Raw genomic sequence first — 20,772 nt, 5'->3', positions numbered from 1 at the left:
AGCTTACATAATGTGATATTGAGGAGGCGCCCCATGAACGTCTTGTATCAGAGATCTCCGCGGATTAAACCCGCTCTTCAGCAAGAGGATATGGAAATATTCAGGCCTCCCACAGAACCGAGCAAGCCATCATTTTCTATGATTTCGATCATCATTCCCGTCATTATGACTGCATTGATGATCGCATTTTATGTCTATATGAATATGTCAGGACGTATGGGCAACGGCGGATTTATGATGTTTCAGATGATCATGATTCCGATGATGCTCATGTCCTATACCCTGCCCTTCTTTATGTATCTCAGTAATAAGAAGGTTTATCGGAAGCGGCTTGAAGAAAGAGACCGGATGTATCGCGCCCAGCTGGAGCTGCACCGTGAAGAGCTGAAGGAGCGTCAGCGGGAACAGGTAGAGACCATGTTTGAGATTCATGGTGATCCCGAGGTATGCAGCCAGATTGTCAAAAGCCGCAGCAGCAGGCTCTGGGAAAGATCTGTGGAGGATAGTGATTTTCTGGAGCTGCGGGCTGGAAAGGGTCAGGTCCCTTTCTTCGTCCACATCAAGCCGCCCAGATCAGATGGATACGAGAAAGATCCGCTTATTGAAGCGGCGGAAGTCCTGGCAGCTGATTTTGCGGTCGTTGAAGATGCTTCAATTACGCTGCCGCTGAATCAGTCCAAGGTGATCGGGGTGGTTGGTCAGCGGGAGCATGCTCTGAATGCCTTGCGCGTGCTTGTCGCTCAGATGACCGTGCGCCATTCGCCGGATGAGGTGAAGCTCACGGCATTTTACGAGGAAAAGGAAGCGGATGAATGGGACTGGATGAGATGGTTCCCGCACTGCTGGGATGATGACCGCTCTGTACGATATCTAGCAGATCGGCGCAGCACTGCTCATCAGCTGGCCGACGAGCTCTTCATGCAGCTCAATCGCCGCCGCCGAAGCGGCAGCGATTATGCCGCTCGCTCGATGAATATTCCAGCCTACATGATTCTGCTGTCATCCGCCCAGCTGATTGAGGAAGAGCCGCTGCTGCCGCTCCTTATGGAGGAAGCGGAGGCGGTGGACGCTATAACGATTGTGCTGTCTGACCGAAAGGAATCCCTGCCGATGCAGTGTCAGCTGATATTGGAGGCGGGCAAAGACCGGGCCGTGGTTACGGTCAAGGAAGATGGAAAGGCGAGACAGCAGGGCTTTGATATCGATCATGTATCTCGGGACCAGATGGAGGCTTTGGCTCGATATATGGCTCCAATCCGACTGAAGCGCTCGTCCGCTTCAGACATTCCTTCCACCTTAACGCTATTTGAAATGATGGAGATTGAGACCATTGAAGAGCTGGATCTCCATCGCAGATGGCAGCAGAACCGTTACCCGGACTCACTGCCGGTAGCAATGGGTGTGCGGGCTGGCAGCAAGAGGATCAATCTGAATCTGCATGACAAGATTGAACGCGGCGGCCATGGCCCCCACGGGCTGATTGCCGGAACTACAGGCTCCGGCAAAAGTGAGGTTATCCAGTCCATTGTCGCTTCTTTGGCGGCAGAGTTTCATCCTCATGATCTGGCTTTTATGCTTATCGATTACAAGGGCGGAGGCATGTCGAACACCTTCCTTCACCTGCCTCATGTCGTTGGAACCATAACCAATCTGGATAACAACCTGATCGAGCGTGCAAAAGTGTCTTTAAAAGCAGAGCTGGTGCGCCGGCAGAAGCTGTTGAACGATGCTGGCAATCTCCAGCATATTGATGAATATTACAAGCTGCTCCGCAGCGGACAGGGCGTGCCCTTGCCGCATCTAGTCATTATTATTGACGAATTCGCACAGCTCAAGAAGGACCAGCCGGAATTTATGGATGAATTAATCAGTATTGCGGCAATCGGACGGACACTCGGCGTGCACTTGATTCTTGCTACGCAGAAGCCGGCCGGGGTTGTCGATGATAAGATCTGGAGTAATTCTCGCTTTCGAATCTGTCTGCGCGTCCAAAGCGAGGGCGACAGCCGGGACATGCTGAAAATCCCGAACGCTGCCTGGATTAACAAGCCGGGTCGCGGCTATTTCCAGGTCGGTAGTGATGAAGTGTTTGAAGAAATGCAGTTTGCCTGGAGCGGTGCGCCATATACAGTACATCAAGATGATCAGGATGCTGCTGTTCAGATCCGTGAGCTGCGCCTGAATGGGAAATATGAGCCGATGCTTGCGCCTTCGCAGGCATCGAAGGTGCATCAAGAAGAGCCCATGAAGCAGCTGCAGGTGTTCATTAACCAGGCAGCGGAGGCTGCAAGTGCTCATGGAATCTCAAGGCTTCCGGGACCATGGCTCCCGCCGCTGCCGGAAACGCTGGAGCTGGAGGAGATCGAGGCCTTGTCTGCTCAGGAGGATCGGCTTGCTACGGCAGGAAGTCTTCCGTTAACAGCTTCTGCGGGGCTTGTGGATGATCTGACTCAGCAATGTCAGCGGCCGCTCTTGCTGAATCTGGAGCAGGGCCATTGGGTCATCTATGGCATGCCGGGACTCGGCAAGACCACGCTGATCCAAACGATTCTGATGTCCCTGGCCGCGCAGTATCAACCTGACCAATGGCATGGATATATCGTGGATATGGGGCGGACGATGCGGGACTTTGCCGGACTGCCGCATATCGGTGCAGTGATGACAACGGAAGAGGACGACCGGATCAAGCGGTTATTCCGTTTTCTGGCCCGGATCGCAGCGACTCGCAAGGAATGGATGGCCGAGGCCGGCGTCAAAACTGCGTCATCTTACCGGCGTTCAATGTCAAGCGCTTTGCCGCAGCTAATCGTTGTGATCGATGGCTATCTTAATTTTAGAAATACGTATGCCGATGAAAATGATATGCTGGAGTATTTGCTTCGGGAGGGTGGAAGTCTCGGCATCACCTTTATTATCTCAGCCAACCGGATCTCCGATATATTTGAAAAGGTTCGCAGCAATATCTCGCATGCATTGAGTTTCGAGCTGGCAGATCCATCGGATTATTATTACGCGGTCGGGCGTCCGGTCAAAGCACCAAGTCAGCTGCCGCCGGGCCGCGGGCTGGTAAAGGGACAGGTGCCGCCGCTGGAATTCCAGTCAGCTCTTCCGGCCCCGGGCCGGGATGAGGGGGAGCGTTCGGCAGCGCTGCGTAAGCAAATTCAACAGCTAAGCCACTCCTGGGGTGGAGAGAAAGCACCCGCTATTTTGTCACTGCCGGAGAAGATCCAGCTGCATGAGCTGCTGGATATGGATCAGCCTTACAGTCAAGCCGCGCATCAAGCGTCGCGTCAAGTGACGCTCGGTCTAACCACCGATGATTTGGATCCCTTTAACCTTTCGCTGGAGGAGGGCCCGCATTTCATCATTGGCAGTCCCATGGAGGGAGGAAAGACCTCCTTTATGCTGAGCTGGATGCTGTCTATGGCTCTTCATTCTTCTCCGGAGGAGCTGGAGCTATATACGGTAGATACCCGCTATGGCAGCCAGGGCCTTGCTTCTTTAAGTCAGCTGCCTCATGTCAAGGGGCATGCTTCAGATGAAGAGGAGCTGACGGCACTGGTCTCCAAAATCTATGAAGCGGTTCAGCTGCGAACGAAGGAAGAAGAGCACAGACCCATTGTGCTTATGATTGATGATGCGGATGTGCTCAGCAAGCAGCTGAATGATTTCACAGTGAAGGATCAGCTGTCTTCTATTGTACGGCTGGGCAGAGACCGCAATGTCCATGTCATCATCTCGGGCGTGCCTGCTGATTTCCCGACATACGGCGTGGACTGGTTCTCGGATATTAAAGCAGCCCAGGCAGGATTCCTGTTTGGTACTTTGGACTCTAACGATTTGTCCTTCTTTAGAATTCCTTTTTCGGAATCAAACCATAGTGCTGGAGGACTAAAGATCCTTCCTACGGGACAAGGGTACTATATAAAACGTAAATTTTCCAGAATCAAGGGCGCAGTTCCTTTTACAGAGGTCTGGAATCCAGAAAAATGGGTCAAAGAAATTCGTGACCGATGGCATGTTGTAGTTTGAAGGGAGGTGGCTCATAATGTTGACGATTCCTGCTTCTAAACAGGAGACGATTACACTTGATGATAAAGAGTTCTTTTTCCTGGCGGGTATTCTTGGCTCTGACCGCCTGCTCGGCGTCAAAGATCCTTTCAGTGGATACTTAACGGAAGAGATTGCGCTGGAATGGGAGTCAGTAAAAACCTCTTTGCTGGAGAAAAATTATTTAATATTAGAAGACACTGGAGAGCTTTCGATCCCTCCTGAGGTGTTTTCTAGGGTAGCTGTAGCCGGTCTTGCCGAAAGGGCATGCTGGCTGAAATATGAACATCTGGGATCCAGTTTTGAAGGGTATCTCCATGTTGTCGGAGACCAGGTGATCCAGGTGTGTAAATGCGGCGTAAACGACCAGCAATATGCCCTGACTGAGCTGGGCACCGTGGGAAGCACTTGCCAGAGACTGGTAGACGATTTAGCTCTCAGTGAGGCTCCTCTTGGTGAGATCCCGGCCTTGCTGCTGAGCCGTAAAGAATTTAGTGATATATTCACATCCTCTGCAGCAGTTTCCGGTGATGCGATTGCGGACCGGCTGGCCAAGCTTACAGATGATGCCGAAGGCTCATTGGCTCTCGCCAAGTGCATGAAGAACAAGGTCTCCTCCGGAGAGCTTCAATTGTCAGTTTGGAATGGATATCGCTGGGAGAGCCAGAATGCGGCCTTTATATCTGATGAATCCATGAGCTGGCTGCTGCGTATGAGTCTCCAGGGTGATCAGGACTGGCTGACGGCCGCGCCGGCAACCCGTGAACATTTTTATCAAATGCTTATGATGTGGTTAAAACAGTGAGTCAGCCCGAATGAAAGGTGAGGACCTATGCGTATTTCTGTCGAACCGGAACGGCTCCGGTCATTAAGCCGGCAGCTCCTGCACTCCGGTAGTCAATTTGCAGGGATAAGTAATCAGCTCGGTGAGGCCATGAATTCCCTCGTCTGGGAAACCTCGCTCAAGGCAGCAGTGATGGACGAGTGGCATCTTGCCCAGCGGCTGGGCATGCAGGTGGGTTCTCTGCTGGAAAGACTGGGCCAGGAGCTGGCGGGAAAGGCCGATTTGTTTCAGGAGACGGATCATCAATATAATTCCGTGCTGAACCATGCCCTCGTAGGAGGGGTTTCGCCGGTTTCTCTTTTTGCAGCCTCCAGGCAGGAAATGTCCCGTTCCATTCTGGCTCCGGCGGGAAGCTCGCCCGATATTTCCAATCCAAGCTCTGTGGTTCAGGCGGTTGGCATGGCCACAGCGGAAGGCAAGGAATCGGCCAAGCAGGCGGCCCTTTCGGGACAGGGCTGGACCTTTGCAGATCCTTCACGCCTTGCGCCTGCTAATTAAATCAACCTGCACGGTTTCAAATATGGGTCATTGGTGGTAATTGGAAAATGGGTCGGATGACATTTTGATAATGAATGTGATCTGGGCTACGATGTTTTCAGCAGTTAAATATGCATTCATATTATAAGGAGGAAACATACATGGCAGGTCGTATTTTAATTACCCCGGAGCAAGTAGAGCAGGTAGCCAATCAATTTAAGCAGAGTGGTGATCAAAGCCAACAGATCGTCAATAGCCTGACGCAGTCCGTCAACAGCATGGAAGGTCAATGGGACGGTATGACGAAGCAGCGTTTCTTCCAGGAGTTCCAGGAGGCCAGCCGCCTTATGAACTCATTCGTTCAAACACTGGAAAGCATCAGCAGCGAGCTGAAGGCGATTGCGCAGAAGTTCCGTATGGCTGACCAGACACGCTAGTAGAAGTGAACCAAGCTATAGCATATCAGGATATGAAAGCAGAAACCGGGTGGTTATGGACTCCCGGTTTTTCTCTAATTTGATCAACTAAACCGAAATATAATTTTGACAATAGAAAGGGGGAGCTGCAATGGGTTTTCAGCCTGCACCCGGAGATCAAATAACAATTAACAATACGGCGTACAGGGTAGGGCAGCATCCTGCGGCCCCGGGACTTGCTTATGCACAGGCAGGAAGGCAGGGGATCGTTTACCAGCTGCTGCCTGTAAATGGCTCACCGTATGAAGCTAAAGCGCTGAAGGTGTTTTTTCCTAAATTTCGTATGCCGGCGATGGTCTATCAATCGGATCATATGGCTGGCTATAAAGAAATACCTGGTCTGCAGGTTTGCAGCCGAGAGGTGCTCACTCCCGAAAGAAACGGAGATCTGATAGCCCGGTATCCTGACCTGCTGTATGCTGTCATCATGCCCTGGATTCATGGGATGACCTGGTTTGATGTCATTAGCGACCAGCGGAGCCTTAGCCGGAGCGAAAGTCTGACGCTGGCCAAGGCACTGGCCGCGATCGGCTCCAGTATGGAGCAAAAGGGTCTTGCGCATTGTGACCTTTCCGCGCCTAATGTCATGCTTCCGTTTTTTTCGGAAGTGGAGCTTCCTGAAGGAGCCGCCGCTGTGGAGCTGGTGGATGTTGAGCAAATCTACAGTCCCAAGATGGACCGGCCCGACGTTCTGCTGGCAGGCTCGCCAGGGTATGCCGCGCATCGGGCGGTTCAGAGCGGTCTCTGGAGCTCTTACGCAGATCGCTTTGCAGGTGCTGTCATCGTTGCGGAGATGCTTGGATGGAGCGATGTCGGTGTCGTAAACAAGTCCTGGGGCGAAAGCTATTTCGACCAGCATGAGATGCAGACCGGCTGCGAGAGGTATTTCTTATTGAAGAAGTCGCTTGGCCAGCGGTGGGGGGCAGCCATTAGTGATTTGTTTACCCGAGCGTGGGACAGTCAGGATCTGAGCAGCTGCCCTACCTTTGGGGAATGGCTGGTTGCGTTATCCGCCGTTTCTGTTGACGAGCCGGCTTCGGTGACGAAGCAAGACTCTGCCCACGAGGCGCCTGAGGCCGCTGTGGGAGCCATCCGCAAGCCTGTCATTGATGAAGCGCTGGCGGCTCAGCATGCCCAGGATGCTGCTGCCAATCTGGGACTTCAGCCGGATACCGGTGAGGTGAATGATCATGTTGTCGCGCGGCTGTTTCATCAAGCACGGGATCTGGAGGCCGCAGGCAATCTGACAGGAGCGCTGGAGATTTTCCGTTCGGCGTATCATTTCGTTCAAAAAGACAGTCCGTTAGAGGTTGAGCTGGCGGCTGCTATTCATGATCTGGAGTCACAGCTCTATCCTCCTCAGGAAGAGAAGAAGGGCTGGAGAGCCATCGCAAGCTCCAGGAAATTCATGATATCTACGGCTGCGGGCATTGCTGTCCTGGCCGGCTCTGTATTTACAGTGAACCAGATTCTGGCGGACCAATCAGAGGTCCGACAGCAGCAGGAAGCCTCAGCAGCCACGCAGCAAGAAGATGAAGAAAAAGAACGTGCAGCAGCAGAAGCCGCAGAAAAGGAAGAAGAGGCCGCCAGACTGGCTGCGCAAAAAAAAGCCGAGGACGCTGCTCGCCTGAAGGCAGAGGAAGAAGAGAAGGCGAAGCAGGAGGAAGCCGACAAGCTCGCTGCCGAGAAAGCAGCACTGCAGGAAAAGTATGACAAGCAGGCGAAATATGAAGCGTATCTCGCTCAGCTGGAGGCCAAAAAAGAAAAGCAGGCTCTGCAGGAAAAGTACGACAAGCAGGAGAAGTATGAACAGTATCTGGCTTTGCTAGAGGAGAAGAAGCAGCGGGAGGCTGAGGAGAAAAAGGCAGCAGCTGCCCGTGCCGCAGAAGAGTCGCGAGCAGCAGAGGCAGAGCGCCAGGCGGCGGCCAATCGGCAGGAGGAAGCTCGCAAGCAAGAGGCTGCTGCCAAGGCCGAGCAGCTAAAGAAGCAGAGAGCGGAGAATGTAGTGACTCTGATTGCTTACTATAACAAAGCTTATAACGCTCAAGTAACCGACAACTTACCGAGAGCAAGAAATTTCGCCCGGAGCTTTCAGACGATGTATCAAAAGGATGCGTCCTATTATAATTCAGTCGGCTCCATGAAATCACGCAGCAGCAATATTAATTTGTTCTTAAACAACAGTGGGTTCTGGCTGCCAAGCCTTTAACTTCAATGACATTGACGCAGGGGTGTATGAGGTGAATTACAGTATTCAGGCTTCACAGCGGACACCGGCACTCATCATTTATTTAATTGATATCAGTGCCTCTATGAATATGCTGATGGAGGGCAAGCGCCGAATCGATGTTGTCTATGACGCGCTGTCCCTGGCCATTCGGCAGATGGTATTTCGTTCTACCAAAGGAAACCGACTGACGCCTCGCTATCGCATTGCTATTCTGGCATACAGTGACGATGTGTATGATTTGCTGAACGGCATCAAGGGAATCGACGAAATTGCAGCGATTGGCTCGCTGCCAGACCTGACCCCGAAGCGGTTTTCGGATTCTGCCAAAGCCTTTCTGCAGGCCGAAAGAATTCTGAAGGCTGAAATTCCGAATATGCAGGACTGCCCGGCCCCTCTCGTGTGCCATATGACTGATGGTGTAGCTACAGGGGAAGACCCTGAGCCGATTGCGAAGCGGATCATGAGCATGAGTGTCCCGGATGGCAATGTTCTCGTCGAGAATATATGTATATCGGACCATTTGTTGAATCAGCCGGTAACAGAGCCGCGCCGCTGGAAAGGGATTCATGCTGACACTCCTCTCGAGGACGAGCATGCGCTGAAGCTCCGGGCCATGTCATCCGTACTGCCGGACAGCTACCGGGAAATGCTGCTCGAGGCAGACTATCAGCTGGCGTCCGGTGCGCTTATGATGCTGCCTGGCACCTGTGCTGAGCTGGTGTCGATCGGATTCCAGATGTCAGCGGCGACCCCGGTTCGTTAACGTTATGCGATTATCACCAAACCGGAAGCTTGCCGGGAAACAAAAAACAGGGCCGGTCGATGGCTTCACGTATGTGAGTGGACAGCATGAGGAGCAGCCGGTTTCCAGCCTGAAAAGCAGGTTCAATTGCCGTTATGCCTATGGCCGAGCCTCAGAGACGGCTCAGCTGCAAGAGCAGGGTCAGGATTATATGGCCTTTGCCGTAGATGGAAGAACCTGCAGCTTCGTGCTGTGTGACGGCGTGAGCATGAGCTACCGCGGAGATTTCGCAGCTCGTTATCTGGGAGAGGGTCTTCTATCCTGGCTGAGAACGGAGGCGGAGCCAAGCCGCCATCTGCTGCAGAAGAGGCTGGTGCAGCTGTCTCAAGCTGCCAGGCTGGAGGAGGAAGCTTTGTCTGTAGATCAGAATGCTCCGCTCTTGCTGAGAGACATTCTTCAGGAGAAGAAACAGAACGGCAGTGAAGCGATGTACTTATGCGGCCGAATTGAGCTTCCCGGCAAATTGAAGCGCAAAGGCCGGCTGTGGCTGGCATGGCAGGGCGATTCCCGGCTGCGTTTGTTTCAGCAGCAGGTCGAGGTGGCTTCACCTTTCTTGGGAACCTTTCGAACCGGTGATCGCTGGTCTACACGGACTGGACCGAAGGGCACACCGAATGTCTTTGAATGCCGTCTTCAGGCTGCAGGAGATTATCGCTTGCTCTTGTACAGTGACGGACTCAGCGATCTCGATGGCATTTCCGAAGTGGTGCCTGATGAGCATCTTCAGGTGTTGATGGATGCGAGGCATACAGAAGGGCTGGAGGATGACGCTTGTTTTTTGGAAATATCATGGTAAGAGCTTACTGAACTGCAGATGCAATATATAGGGACTTCTTTTCGGATGCAAGCCGAAAGGGAGTTCTTTTGCTGTGGAATGATTATTACATCCCGTTTTGGGTAATCTTGTGACAGATGAAGCTTACTGCTCATTACATGAAAGGAGATGAATGGATTGAACCAGGAACCTAGTCGTTTTCAGGGAAAGACGGCCATTGTTACCGGAGCGGGCTCGGGGATTGGAAGGGCTACTGCGGTAAAGCTGGCCAAGCAAGGAGCCAATGTCGTATTATTTGATCTGGTGGATGACCGCACGCATGAGGCGGAAGTCGAGCTGAACGGGATTCGCGAAGGCTGTGCTAAATCCTATGATGTTGATACCTCAGATCCAAAGCGTGTAGAGCAGGCCGTAAAGGAAGCGGCAGAAGCGTTCGGAGGCATTGATATAGTGTTTGCGAATGCAGGCATCAACGGGGTGCTCTCACCGATTGATGAGCTAGAGCTTGAGGATTGGCAGAAGACGCTTCAGGTCAACCTGGACGGTACCTTCCTGACCATCAAGCATACCGTACCCTATTTGAAGAAACGCGGGAAAGGCAGCATCATCATTACCAGCTCAGTCAACGGCACCCGGGTATTCACAGGCTTCGGCATGATTGCCTACAGCACCACCAAAGCCGGACAGGTCGCTTTTGCCAAAATGGCAGCGCTGGAGCTGGCTCAATTCCAGATCCGCGTGAATGTCATTTGTCCCGGCGCGATTTCTACGAACATTGGACAAAGCACGAAGGTAAAAGGGCATGTGGATGAAATTACGATCCCGATCGAATACCCCGAAGGCGGTCAGCCGCTTCAGCACGGCTCGGGTGAGCCGGAGGATGTCGCTGATCTGGTAGCCTTTCTGGCCTCGGACGAGTCCCGGCACATTACTGGAGCACAAATCTTTATAGACGGCGCAGAGTCCCTGCTGCGCTAATCAGCCGACACCATTCATGCAGAGAAGCGGACCTGACATCCGTGATCTCTGCATGATTTCGTTATAACTGGTTTAGCACATTCGGTGTCAGCATAACAGGCTCTTTAGGTACACGTTCCATGGAAAAAAGCGGAATCAGCTCTTGCGGGCTCAGCTCCTGAAGACTGCCTATCAATCCGGTGATCCAGGCGAGCCAGCCGACAATTCGCCGGGAGCTCACCCCCCGCTGACGCAGCTCCCGTATACTGAGACCTTGTGTCCGCTTAGCCAGGCGGTTGCCCTTTTCGTCCAGAAGCAAAGGAAAATGGGCAAAGCGTGGAGGTGTCAGTTCCAAAGCCTCATATAGCATAAGCTGCCTCGGCGTAGAATCCAGCAGATCAGCGCCCCGAAACACATCAGTGATGCCCATCGCGGCATCATCCACCACGACGGCCAGCTGATATGCGTAGATGCCGTCTGCCCGCCGAACCACAAAATCACTGCTTGCATAACCGTTGATCTCAATGGGTCCAAGAATACCATCCTGAAAGCCTGGAAATCTCTCCTTCACTTTGAAACGAAGAGAGGGCGTTTTGGTTCGGGCTTTAAGCTGCTGCTCGGATTGGCTTAAATGCCGGCAGGTTCCAGGGTAAAGAGGGCCTTCGGCACTCAAGCCATGAGGCGCGCTCGGGGCGGCCAGAATGTCTGCCCGGCTGCAATAGCAGGGATAAAGCAGCCCCTGTGCTTGCAGCTTATCCAGTACTTCCCGATAAAGCTCCAGACGCTGGCTTTGAACATAGGGCCCGGCATGTCCGCCCGCGTCTGGACCTTCATCCCAATCCAGCCCGAGCCAGGTGAGGTCGTAGACAATGCTGTCTGCAAAATGCTGCCGAGAGCGGCCGGTATCTACATCCTCCATTCGCAGCACAAAGGCTCCTCCTTGGCTGCGAAGCTGCAGCCATGACAGCAGGGCGGCCATGGCATTACCAACATGCATATGTCCCGAGGGGGTAGGGGCAAAGCGGCCCCTGGACAAGATATCTGATTCAGGCTGTAACACAAGCATCACCTACTCTAGCGAAATGATCTGTCATCCTTAAACCGATTCTTTGAAATTCATGCCTTCTATTGTAACGCAGACATTGAACAGAAGCTATTGATCAATAGTGATCCACCGTCTACAATATCTGCATGCCTGTTGTCAGCAGCATTACAAGCTTCCTCAGGCATGAATCTAATGAATAAAGTAAAGGAACAGGGACCACCTCATGAAATCGGAGCAACTACCCATTGATCAAATACTGCCTTCGCTGCTGCATCATTTCAGAGACAACACAAGCGGCGTTTTAATTGCAGAGCCAGGGGCGGGGAAGACGACACGCGTGCCCCTAGCTTTTCTTACGGAGACGTGGCTAAAAGGGCATAAAATTATCATGCTCGAGCCGCGGCGTCTAGCCGCCAGGTCTGCGGCTGCATTTATGGCGAATGCCCTTGGTGAGGCTGTCGGGGCCCGGATCGGATACCGGGTTCGAGCGGACTCCCGGGTCAGCCCGGAGACTGTCATCGAAGTCGTAACCGAAGGCGTGCTTACCCGTATGCTTCAGGAGGACCCAGAATTAACCGGTGTCGGGATGATTATCTTTGATGAATTTCACGAACGAAATCTTCATGGAGATCTGGGTCTGGCTCTGGCCCTGGAATGCCAGAGCGTGCTCCGCGAGGATCTGAGGCTGCTGGTGATGTCAGCTACGATGGAGGCTGAGCCGGTATCCAGGCTGCTGGGCGGGGCAGAAATCATAACTTGCTCCGGCAGGAGCTACCCGGTAGAAACGTTTTATATGCCTCCGCCTTCCGGTCAAGCGCTGGAGGTATCTGCCGCGGCCGCAATCATTCGCTCTTTGCACGAAACGTCTGGAGATATCCTCGTATTTCTGCCCGGTATGAAGGAAATTGAACGCACGGGCAGAGCATTGCGAAGTGCAGGGCTGCCTGAGCATGCTGTAGTGCGTCAGCTGCACAGCCGTCTGCGTCAGCCGGAGCAGGAGCTCGCGGTTGCACCGGACGCTGCTGGCCGCCGCAAGATCATTCTGTCCACCTCTATATCTGAGACGAGCCTGACAATACCGGGTGTAACAGCTGTTGTGGACAGCGGCTGGATGAGGACAGAGGAGTACTCCCGCCGTACCGGACTTCCGCAGCTCGTCACGCGCAGGGTATCCAGAGCATCTGCCGACCAGCGGCAGGGACGTGCCGGCCGTGTTCAGGCAGGAGCTTGCTACAGATTATGGAGTCCGGAGGAGCATGCTGCACTTCAAAGTCATACGCCTGCTGAGATCCTGCGCAGTGATCTGTCCTCGTTGACGCTGGAGCTGGCTGTATGGGGAATTCAGGACCCGGCGGAGCTGCACTGGCTCGACGAGCCGCCTTCTGCTTCTATGGACGCTGGAAGAGAGCTGCTGTCTCTGCTGCAGGCCGTAGACGCCGCTGGCAAGGTGACACCGCATGGACGGAGTCTTGCAAAGCTCGGTCTTCATCCGAGGCTGGCTCATATGCTGATCAAGGGAAAGGAGCTTGGCCAAGGGTCACTGGCGTGCCTACTGGCGGCTTTTTTGCAGGAAAAAGAGTCTGGTGCAGACACAGGCGGCAACCCGGATCTTGCCGTCAGGATAGAGCGGCTTATAGATCAGCTATCCAGGGATACAGCAGACTCCCGCCACAATGATGGAACTCCGTGGTCAGGAATCAGTCGGGAAATGAGACGTCTGATGAGCAAGCTGAACGTCAAGCCGGTGCTGCCCATGGATGCTGACGGAAGCAGCCTGCTGCTGGCGTTTGCCTACCCGGACCGGATTGCAGTACAGCGTGAACAGGGGCATTTCGTGCTGCGAAGCGGCCGCGGTGCCGTGTTCCGAGGAGACACTCCGCTTGCGAGGCTTCCACTCATTACCGCCGCTGTTGTGGATGACCGGGGAACGACAGCCACGATTCAGGCTGCAGCGAGCCTGGAGCTCCATGTCCTGGAGCGGCATTTTAAGGAACAGCTGTACATGAAGAAAAGTGTTAACTGGCATGAAGAAGCAGGACGAATTAAAGCGGTTCAAGCTGTGATGCTAGGGCATCTAAAGCTGTCAGAGCGCATGGACTCACATCCAGACGAGGCGGCTGTGATTCAAGCTGTGGTGGGCGCGGTTCGCAGGGAAGGCTTGGGACTTCTGTCCTGGAGCACGCAGTCATTGCAATGGAAGCAGCGTATGCAGTTTATGAGCAGTCATAACCCTGATTGGCCGAGCGTGGACGATGAAGCTTTACGGGATACGCTGGAGGAATGGCTGGCCCCATACTTAAGCGGCGTGCGAAGCAGGCAGGATCTTAAGAAACTGAAGGCGGGAGAACTGCTTGCCCATAAGCTGAGCTGGGAACAGCGGCAGAAGCTGGAGGAATGGGCGCCCACGCATATTCAAGTGCCGAGTGGATCCCGGATTCCGATTCAATACGAAGATCCGGCGGCACCCTATGTGGAGGTCAGGCTGCAAGAGGTATTCGGGCTACAGCAGACGCCGCGTCTGGGAGCCTCCCGAACGCCGCTCACCTTTCATCTATTATCTCCGGCACGGAGGCCGGTGCAGATTACGAAAGACCTGGAGAGCTTTTGGCAGCATGCCTATTTTGACATTAAAAAAGACTTGAAGGGTCGATACCCGAAGCACTACTGGCCGGAAAATCCGCTTGAGGCCGAGGCCACAAACAAAGTCAAGCCAAGAACGTCCCGTTAACGTTTGGCCAACTCTGGCACGGGGTAATAGATGTCAGACTACACCCGAACAAGGAGGCGTTAACGATGGAAAAGCATGTCGTAGGGGTATTTGAAACCGAGCAAGAAGCGATCAAAGCCATTCAACAGCTGCAGGATCGAGGCGTTTCAGGGGAACGTATATCTGTATTATCGAAGGACAAGCAGGAGATGGAAACGGTATCGGAGGAAACCGGTACGAAGGCACCGGAGGGTGTTGCAGCGGGAGCAGCTACAGGCGGAATTCTGGGCGGCGTAACCGGCCTGCTGGCCGGAGCGGGAGCTCTTGCCATTCCGGGGATCGGCCCGATCCTGGCAGCAGGACCTATCGCGGCAACCTTAACAGGCGCTGCCGTTGGAGCCGGCGCAGGCGGCCTGGTGGGCGGCCTGATCGGCTTAGGTATTCCGGAAGAGGAAGCCAGGGAGTATGAGGGTTATATTAATGAGGGCCGGATCCTGGTATTGGTTGATGACGAGGAGCGGCATGACGATGTGCATGATATTTTTAACTCTAACCGCTCGCTTAATTCAGATCGGTATTCTCGTACAGATAGCCGGACTATTGACGGCCTACCCAACAACAACACTCTGCTGTAAAATAAGGCTTAACCCTACAGAAGTGGCGGACGAAATCGTACCGCCGCTTCTTTTTTACATCTAATAATACTATTTCAACATATGAAAAATTCACAAAAACAAATTCTAAAAATAATCGTGTTCATTTTACATGATGTAAATCCTTCTCCCGTTTCTAGAAGCAAGCAGGAAGGTTAAAAGGGAAAGTGAGGCGAGATTAGTCAAGCATAGGACAGATAGTATACAATATGAGACATATAGAGTGTGAATTGGGGGGGAGGGGGCGAAAGATGGCCTTTATGATCGCTCAAAGGGCGTTTATCAAAGTGTATTTAATTACCATGGTAGAGCAGCAGCGGGGATACGGGTATCAAATGCTGGAAGAAATGCGGCAAGAGTTCAAAAGCCATGGCTATTCGCCGCCGCAGAGTGAAATCTATCGTGCCCTGCATGAGCTGGTGCAGGAGGGCGTCTTCTACCGGACTAAGCAACTTAAGGGCAATGATCCTAAAGTCGATTTTCAGGAGATTGTGCTGTATCACTTTACAAGTGACGGAGCGGAGAAGGCCAGGCTGTATAAGAAGCAGGTGAAGACGGATTTGGACCGCTGTCTAGGTATATTGAACAAAGCAGTAAGAGACAATTACTGACCTATAGCAAGGAGGTTTTTTTCCGTGAGCACGAAATTACGTTTTGGTATTATGAGTACAGCAAAAATTGCCCGGAATTCCATGATACCCGGCATTCTGAAATCGGATCGCTGTGAGGTCACTGCCATTGCCAGTCGGAATGCGGAGAAAGCCGCTGAGGTCGCTGAGCGTTTTGATATCCCGAGATCATACGGCTGCTATGATGAGCTGCTAAATGATCCCAATGTGGATGCTGTTTATATTCCGCTCCCGAACCATCTGCATAAGCCATGGTCTATTAAAGCCATGCAGGCGGGCAAGCATGTGCTGTGCGAGAAGCCGGCTGCCCTGAATGAGCTTGAAATTCGCCAGGTTGCGGAAGCGGCGCAGGAGCATAAGCGAGTATTTGCTGAGGCGTTCATGTATCGCTATCATCCGAAGCATGCCCGGGTACGGGAACTAATCGAAAGTGGAGAGATTGGTCAGATCCGCGGCATTCATGGAAGCTTCACCTTCAATAATGCCGGAGACAAAAGTAATGTGAGATACAGCCGGGAAATGGGCGGAGGCTCTGTCTACGACGTCGGCTGTTATCCGATTTCTGCCGCCCGCATGATCTACGGGATGGAGCCCAGAGCCGTCACTTGTCATGCGATGTTCTCCGAAGAGCATGATGGAGTCGATATGATGGCTCACGGCATGCTGGAGTTTGAAGAAGGGTTGGGCTTGACCTTTGAGTGTGGCATGTGGGCTTATTCAAGATGCAGCCTTGAAATTGCCGGCACGGAAGGACGCATCGAGCTTCCATCTGCGTTCGGCTGGGAACGGATGGAAGACCAGGCTCAAATTCTGATTCATACGCCCCGGGGCACCCGGGAAGAAAAGCTGGGGGCGCATAATCACTTTGCGCTGCAGGCGGATGCTATGGCTGCAGCAGTGCTGGACGGAATTCCGCTGCCCTACGGCATGGACGATGCCATTTACAACATGAGGGTCATTGATGCCTGTCAGCGGGCTATTCACACGTCAAGCCGGGTTCTTATTCCTTAACCTTCTTAGGGCTATGAAACATACGCAAACAGCCGGCAGATGGACTGCCGGCTGTTTGCAAGCCTTGAAATGTCATTATTTACGCCTTGCCTTCATTGTGGTAATCATCCTCACCGGGCTCGACATCCATCGCCGGCGAGGTCGCTGTTCCGTATTGCTCCACCGAATCCCAGGCCCCTGCATCATCGAATTTTCCTTCAGCCTGCTGGCGGTGAATACCTGCTCCGCCGGGAGGTGTCGTGATGACCTCTTCTTCGGCAGGGCGCCGGTCCGATCGATTCTGCTCCGGGGTATGCTCTACACAATAAGCGGTATATGGGATGGCTTCTAGCCGTTCATAAGGAATATCCTGTCCACATTCAGCACAAGTGCCATACGTGCCTTTTTCCATACGCTCAAAAGCGTTCTCAATGTCATCCTGCTCCTGGGTCAAGCTTTCATCGATCGCCAGATCCCGGCTGCGTTCAAAGGTTTCGGTACCGATATCCCCGGGATGATTATCAGCGGAGCTCAGTTCTCCAGTAGACTCTCTCAACGATTCATCAGACAGCCTCTCGTCCTGATCTCCTTCCTGCGGGCGGAAATGCTGCTCCAGCCGCTCTTTTTCTTCCTGAAGGCGCGCTTTTAACGTTTCCTTTTGTTTTTCGCTCAAATGGCTCATATCTATAACCTTCCCTTCCATATTATAATAAGAGGTGATGCCGGACTTTCATGTAGTCTCCTTACCCCGAGGAAGGGCAGTGCAATCATTCAGCGAAGAAAAGGCGTGGATACTCCATGAACGAGATGAACGAGAAGCAGATGGTCTACATAGAAAGCAAGCATGATTTTGATATGTCCTGGATCAGGTACAATAATGCTCGGGTACAGTCAGCAAGCTGTTCCCGAAAGTGGAGGGATTATTGATGGATGAACACATGAAACGAAGATTAGACAAGCAAAGAAAGCTGTTCCGTCAGCTGGGAATTCAGATGGATGCCCTGTCCATACACGAGAAGGAATTCAATACGAAGCTGAGAGGCTATGACGCTCAAGAGGTGGATACCTTTCTGGACGACGTCATTAAGGATTACGAACGCTTTTATGCAACTATCTCGGATTTGATGGATAAATGGCAGGAGCAGCAAATGATTATTCGTGATCTGAAAGCCGGGCTGCGGCCAGAGCAGGAGAAGCCGGGCATTGACCCGGCAGTGATGGAGGAGGCGGTCAGCCGCCTGGAGGCAGATCTTGCACTCCTCAAGAAAGTGATTCGACCCGAACCGAAATACTATATTGACTAAATGAGCAGATCGATATTACAGGGGGAGGCCAGTCCTTTGCCGCCGAATCGCCGTGCGTTTAATATCAGAGTAAAAATTATTATCGGCTATCTGCTGGTTATCGCCTGTCTGGGCGCATTCCTGTGGGTCGTCTCCGGCCGTATGACCGTGCTGCATCAGGAGGCCGATTTTATCGGCCGCCATGACATTGAGGTGCACCGCCTCGCCCATGAAATCGAGAAAAGCTTGCTGGAGCTGGAGAATGGACAGCGCGGCTTCGTGATCACTGGAGATCCGGAATATCTGGAGCCTTATGAGGAAGCCTTGTCCACCTGGGAGTCGGATTATAACAAATTGATCCGGCTAATCGAGAACAATGACAACCAAATTAACGATCTTGCAGCGATCAAGAACAATATTGAGAAGTGGATTGAAACCGCAGGGCAGCCTGCCGTTCGGATCAAGCAGGCCGGACAGGATGAAGAAGCTCTGCAGTTCTTTATCAATGATCCCGGGAAGTCCACGATGGATGTGCTGCGAAATCAGTTTACCGTCTTTCGCACAGCTGAAAGAGAGCTGACGGCTTCAAGGGTGGATCAGATGAAGAGCCGCAACCTCGAGCTGCTGTGGACCATGTATGGCCTTTGGAGCGGGATCGCACTGGCTACCTTGGCCGGAGCTTTCATTATTTCCAGAACCATCGTGAAGCCGATCAACCAGGTGTCGGAGACGATCCGGGAGATCGCCAAGGGAGGCAATCTGTCCCGCAGAATTGTAGTTACGACCCGGGATGAGGTATACACGCTCGCCGAGGAAACCAATAAGCTGCTGGAAAGCGTAAGCCGTCAGGCCTGGATCAAGGATCAGGTGACCGCCATGACGACACTCCTTCAGAACGCCGACAAGCTGGACATGCTGACCCGGTTTTTTACGCACCGTGCAGCGAGAGTGCTTGGCGCGCCTTATGCCGCGCTTTTCCTGCAGCATGAGGATCAGCATCTCATGAAGGCGTCCGCGTTTGCCGATCCCGACGGCGAGCCCTGGAATAAAGTGAGAGACCGGTTCCAGCCGGGTGAGGGACTGGTTGGACAGTGCGCGGTGGAGAAGAGGATATTAACCTTTGAGGACGTACCGTCCAACTATGTCCGGATTGAATCCGGACTGGGGGATGCTGAGCCAAGCTGTTTGATCGTAGCGCCGATTATGACGGATGACAATGTGGAAGCCGTGCTGGAGCTTGCCTTGTTCAAGCCATTAGATGCCGCCTGCATGCAGCTTCTGGAGCAGCTGCTGCATGTGTTTGGACAAGCGCTGGGATCCATGAAGAGCAAGCTGGAGATTCAGAAGCTTTACCGGGAATCCCAGGCCCTGAACGAGGAGCTGCAGTTGAAATCGGAAGAGCTGCAGGCTCAAACCGAAGAGCTGCAGAGCCAAACCGAGGAGCTGCAGGTTCAGTCGGCCGAGACGCGTCAGCTGAACCATGAGCTGGAAGCGCAGAAGAACGCTGCCCTGTTTGCTGCCAGCGAAATTGAACGCTATGCGGAGCAGGTGGAGCAAGGGTCTAAATACAAATCGCAATTTTTGACAAACATGTCCCATGAGCTCCGCACTCCGTTGAATAGCATGATGATTCTGTCACAGATTCTGTCCGAGAACAAGAACGGCAATTTGTCGGAGGAGGAGCAGAACTATGCTTCGGTCATTCATAAATCAGGTACGGAGCTGCTGAATCTGATCAATGACATTCTGGACTTATCCAAGGTGGAGGCCGGCAAGCTGCAAATCGAGATGGATATGGTTAATGTAACGGAGCTGCCGGAAATGGTCGTGAACCAGTTCGGCAAGCAGGCAGAGGAGAAGAATTTGCAGCTGAGCGTGCATATTGAGCCTGATGTTCCGGATGCCTTTTGCTCGGATGGACTGCGGCTTCATCAAATTCTGCGGAATTTGCTGTCTAACGCCATTAAATTTACGGAGTCCGGCGGGGTTGTGTTATCTATCGCAATGCTGGAAGAAACGGCGGCAGAAGGGTCGAGGCCGCAGGGCAGGATGATCGCGTTCAAGGTTACGGATACCGGCATCGGAATTGCGGAGGAGAATCTGGCTCCGGTGTTCGAGGCGTTTCGTCAGGGAGATGAATCCACGGCCCGGAAATACGGCGGCACAGGGCTCGGGCTGACCATATCGCTTCAGCTGGCCCGAATGCTGGGTGGTCATCTCGAGGCGCAGAGCAAGATAGGCGAAGGCAGTACATTTACGCTGCTCCTCCCGGCAAGGCCGCCGGCTCTGCTGGATCAGCAGATGTTCTCGCAGCCGGAGGCTGCAACGAGCCTGGAGAGCGGCAGTCCGCCTTCAGATTCTGAAGGGTCGGGGGATGAAGACGGAGAAGAAGGCTTCTCCGATGAGCCTGTAAATTACAGGTTTGAGGGACAAACCGTACTGATTGTAGACGATGACATTCGTAATGTATACGGGCTCGCGAATGCGCTGGAAAAGGCCAATCTGAACGTGCTTACTGCTCAGCATGGGGATGAAGGTCTGGACATTTTAGCCTCCGGCGAGCAGGTGGACATTGTTCTGATGGATCGAATGATGCCGAAGCTGGACGGATTACAGGCCTTAACGCGCCTCCGTCAGGTGGAAGCCTATGAACAGCTCCCTGTTATTATGCTGTCAGCGCGGGCAAATGATGAGGATGAGGCGCAGTGCAGGGCTGCCGGCGCGGATGCATACATTATGAAGCCGATTCAGCTGAGCGAGATTTTTGCAGAGATGCATACTCTCATGAAGCGTGCGGATTCCGAGATGCCTGGATTGGCAGATGGGTGACCATGTGACGATCACCTTAATGAGT

16 protein-coding genes are annotated in these 20,772 nt (G+C 53.0%); 14 read left to right on the top strand and 2 right to left on the bottom strand.

What is annotated here, in order from left to right; genetic code table 11:
- Nucleotides 1-33 precede the first annotated feature (33 nt).
- The 8 genes from essC (at nt 34) to ACH6EH_RS14725 (ending at nt 10,632) form a co-directional block, all read left to right on the top strand.
- Nucleotides 34-4,032: a type VII secretion protein EssC gene (gene essC, locus ACH6EH_RS14760; RefSeq protein ID WP_397332884.1), complete on the top strand. Its 3,999-nt coding sequence runs from the start codon at nt 34-36 to the stop codon at nt 4,030-4,032.
- Nucleotides 4,033-4,048: 16 nt separating this feature from the next.
- Nucleotides 4,049-4,855 carry a hypothetical protein gene (locus tag ACH6EH_RS14755; RefSeq protein WP_397332883.1) on the top strand — a complete coding sequence of 269 codons (807 nt, stop codon included), beginning with the start codon at nt 4,049-4,051 and terminating at the stop codon, nt 4,853-4,855.
- A gap of 27 nt (nt 4,856-4,882) precedes the next feature.
- Entirely contained in the window at nt 4,883-5,392 is a 510-nt protein-coding gene (locus ACH6EH_RS14750) for a WXG100 family type VII secretion target (protein ID WP_397332882.1), read from the top strand.
- A 140-nt stretch (nt 5,393-5,532) separates the two neighbouring features.
- A complete protein-coding gene (locus ACH6EH_RS14745) occupies nt 5,533-5,808 on the top strand; it encodes a WXG100 family type VII secretion target (RefSeq protein WP_138226023.1) in 276 nt (91 codons plus the stop codon).
- 130 nt (nt 5,809-5,938) lie between these two features.
- Nucleotides 5,939-8,056 (top strand): serine/threonine-protein kinase, encoded by a 2,118-nt coding sequence (locus ACH6EH_RS14740; protein ID WP_397332881.1) that lies wholly within the window; start codon nt 5,939-5,941, stop codon nt 8,054-8,056.
- 31 nt (nt 8,057-8,087) lie between these two features.
- Complete coding sequence (locus ACH6EH_RS14735) at nt 8,088-8,840, top strand: vWA domain-containing protein (protein ID WP_208203484.1); 753 nt, start codon at nt 8,088-8,090, stop codon at nt 8,838-8,840.
- Between the two features lie 4 nt (nt 8,841-8,844).
- Nucleotides 8,845-9,675 carry a hypothetical protein gene (locus tag ACH6EH_RS14730; protein ID WP_397332880.1) on the top strand — a complete coding sequence of 277 codons (831 nt, stop codon included), beginning with the start codon at nt 8,845-8,847 and terminating at the stop codon, nt 9,673-9,675.
- 156 nt (nt 9,676-9,831) lie between these two features.
- Complete coding sequence (locus tag ACH6EH_RS14725) at nt 9,832-10,632, top strand: SDR family oxidoreductase (protein ID WP_397332879.1); 801 nt, start codon at nt 9,832-9,834, stop codon at nt 10,630-10,632.
- Between the two features lie 61 nt (nt 10,633-10,693).
- Here ACH6EH_RS14725 and gluQRS read toward each other — a convergent pair whose 3' ends face one another.
- Nucleotides 10,694-11,677 (bottom strand): tRNA glutamyl-Q(34) synthetase GluQRS, encoded by a 984-nt coding sequence (gene gluQRS / locus ACH6EH_RS14720; protein ID WP_397332901.1) that lies wholly within the window; start codon nt 11,675-11,677, stop codon nt 10,694-10,696.
- A 202-nt stretch (nt 11,678-11,879) separates the two neighbouring features.
- Here gluQRS and hrpB point away from each other — a divergent pair, with 202 nt between their 5' ends.
- The 4 genes from hrpB to ACH6EH_RS14700 all read left to right on the top strand — a co-directional run bounded on the left by hrpB (nt 11,880) and on the right by ACH6EH_RS14700 (nt 16,656).
- A complete protein-coding gene (hrpB, locus tag ACH6EH_RS14715) occupies nt 11,880-14,384 on the top strand; it encodes an ATP-dependent helicase HrpB (protein WP_397332878.1) in 2,505 nt (834 codons plus the stop codon).
- A gap of 65 nt (nt 14,385-14,449) precedes the next feature.
- Nucleotides 14,450-14,998, top strand: a complete 549-nt coding sequence (locus ACH6EH_RS14710; protein WP_138226018.1) for a general stress protein — start codon at nt 14,450-14,452, stop codon at nt 14,996-14,998.
- Between the two features lie 269 nt (nt 14,999-15,267).
- Nucleotides 15,268-15,627: a replication termination protein gene (locus ACH6EH_RS14705; protein WP_397332877.1), complete on the top strand. Its 360-nt coding sequence runs from the start codon at nt 15,268-15,270 to the stop codon at nt 15,625-15,627.
- A gap of 24 nt (nt 15,628-15,651) precedes the next feature.
- Nucleotides 15,652-16,656, top strand: a complete 1,005-nt coding sequence (locus ACH6EH_RS14700; RefSeq protein ID WP_397332876.1) for a Gfo/Idh/MocA family protein — start codon at nt 15,652-15,654, stop codon at nt 16,654-16,656.
- Nucleotides 16,657-16,735: 79 nt separating this feature from the next.
- Here ACH6EH_RS14700 and ACH6EH_RS14695 read toward each other — a convergent pair whose 3' ends face one another.
- The gene (locus tag ACH6EH_RS14695; RefSeq protein ID WP_397332875.1) at nt 16,736-17,317 is read right to left on the bottom strand and encodes a TraR/DksA C4-type zinc finger protein; all 582 of its coding nucleotides are present in this window, start codon (nt 17,315-17,317) and stop codon (nt 16,736-16,738) included.
- Between the two features lie 244 nt (nt 17,318-17,561).
- Between ACH6EH_RS14695 and ACH6EH_RS14690 the strand changes: the two genes are divergently transcribed.
- Both ACH6EH_RS14690 and ACH6EH_RS14685 read left to right on the top strand, forming a co-directional pair.
- Complete coding sequence (locus ACH6EH_RS14690) at nt 17,562-17,939, top strand: DivIVA domain-containing protein (protein WP_138226014.1); 378 nt, start codon at nt 17,562-17,564, stop codon at nt 17,937-17,939.
- Between the two features lie 36 nt (nt 17,940-17,975).
- On the top strand, nt 17,976-20,747 hold the full coding sequence (locus tag ACH6EH_RS14685) for a CHASE3 domain-containing protein (RefSeq protein ID WP_397332874.1): 2,772 nt from the start codon (nt 17,976-17,978) through the stop codon (nt 20,745-20,747).
- The last annotated feature ends 25 nt before the right edge of the window (nt 20,748-20,772 follow it).

Origin of the sequence: Paenibacillus sp. JSM ZJ436, assembly GCF_044383795.1 — a bacterium.
GTDB lineage: Bacteria > Bacillota > Bacilli > Paenibacillales > Paenibacillaceae > Paenibacillus_AQ > Paenibacillus_AQ algicola.
Note: the sequence above shows the minus strand (reverse complement) of the source record. Positions and strands in the feature narration are given on the sequence as shown.

Coding starts and splice junctions, on each gene's coding strand:
- ACH6EH_RS14755 (WP_397332883.1), top strand. CDS start 4,049: ATGTTGACGATTCCTGCTTCTAAACAGGAGACGATTACACTTGATGAT.
- ACH6EH_RS14740 (WP_397332881.1), top strand. CDS start 5,939: ATGGGTTTTCAGCCTGCACCCGGAGATCAAATAACAATTAACAATACG.
- ACH6EH_RS14750 (WP_397332882.1), top strand. CDS start 4,883: ATGCGTATTTCTGTCGAACCGGAACGGCTCCGGTCATTAAGCCGGCAG.
- ACH6EH_RS14695 (WP_397332875.1), bottom strand. CDS start 17,317: ATGAGCCATTTGAGCGAAAAACAAAAGGAAACGTTAAAAGCGCGCCTT.
- gluQRS (WP_397332901.1), bottom strand. CDS start 11,677: ATGCTTGTGTTACAGCCTGAATCAGATATCTTGTCCAGGGGCCGCTTT.
- ACH6EH_RS14710 (WP_138226018.1), top strand. CDS start 14,450: ATGGAAAAGCATGTCGTAGGGGTATTTGAAACCGAGCAAGAAGCGATC.
- hrpB (WP_397332878.1), top strand. CDS start 11,880: ATGAAATCGGAGCAACTACCCATTGATCAAATACTGCCTTCGCTGCTG.
- ACH6EH_RS14730 (WP_397332880.1), top strand. CDS start 8,845: ATGCGATTATCACCAAACCGGAAGCTTGCCGGGAAACAAAAAACAGGG.
- essC (WP_397332884.1), top strand. CDS start 34: ATGAACGTCTTGTATCAGAGATCTCCGCGGATTAAACCCGCTCTTCAG.
- ACH6EH_RS14745 (WP_138226023.1), top strand. CDS start 5,533: ATGGCAGGTCGTATTTTAATTACCCCGGAGCAAGTAGAGCAGGTAGCC.
- ACH6EH_RS14690 (WP_138226014.1), top strand. CDS start 17,562: ATGGATGAACACATGAAACGAAGATTAGACAAGCAAAGAAAGCTGTTC.
- ACH6EH_RS14705 (WP_397332877.1), top strand. CDS start 15,268: ATGGCCTTTATGATCGCTCAAAGGGCGTTTATCAAAGTGTATTTAATT.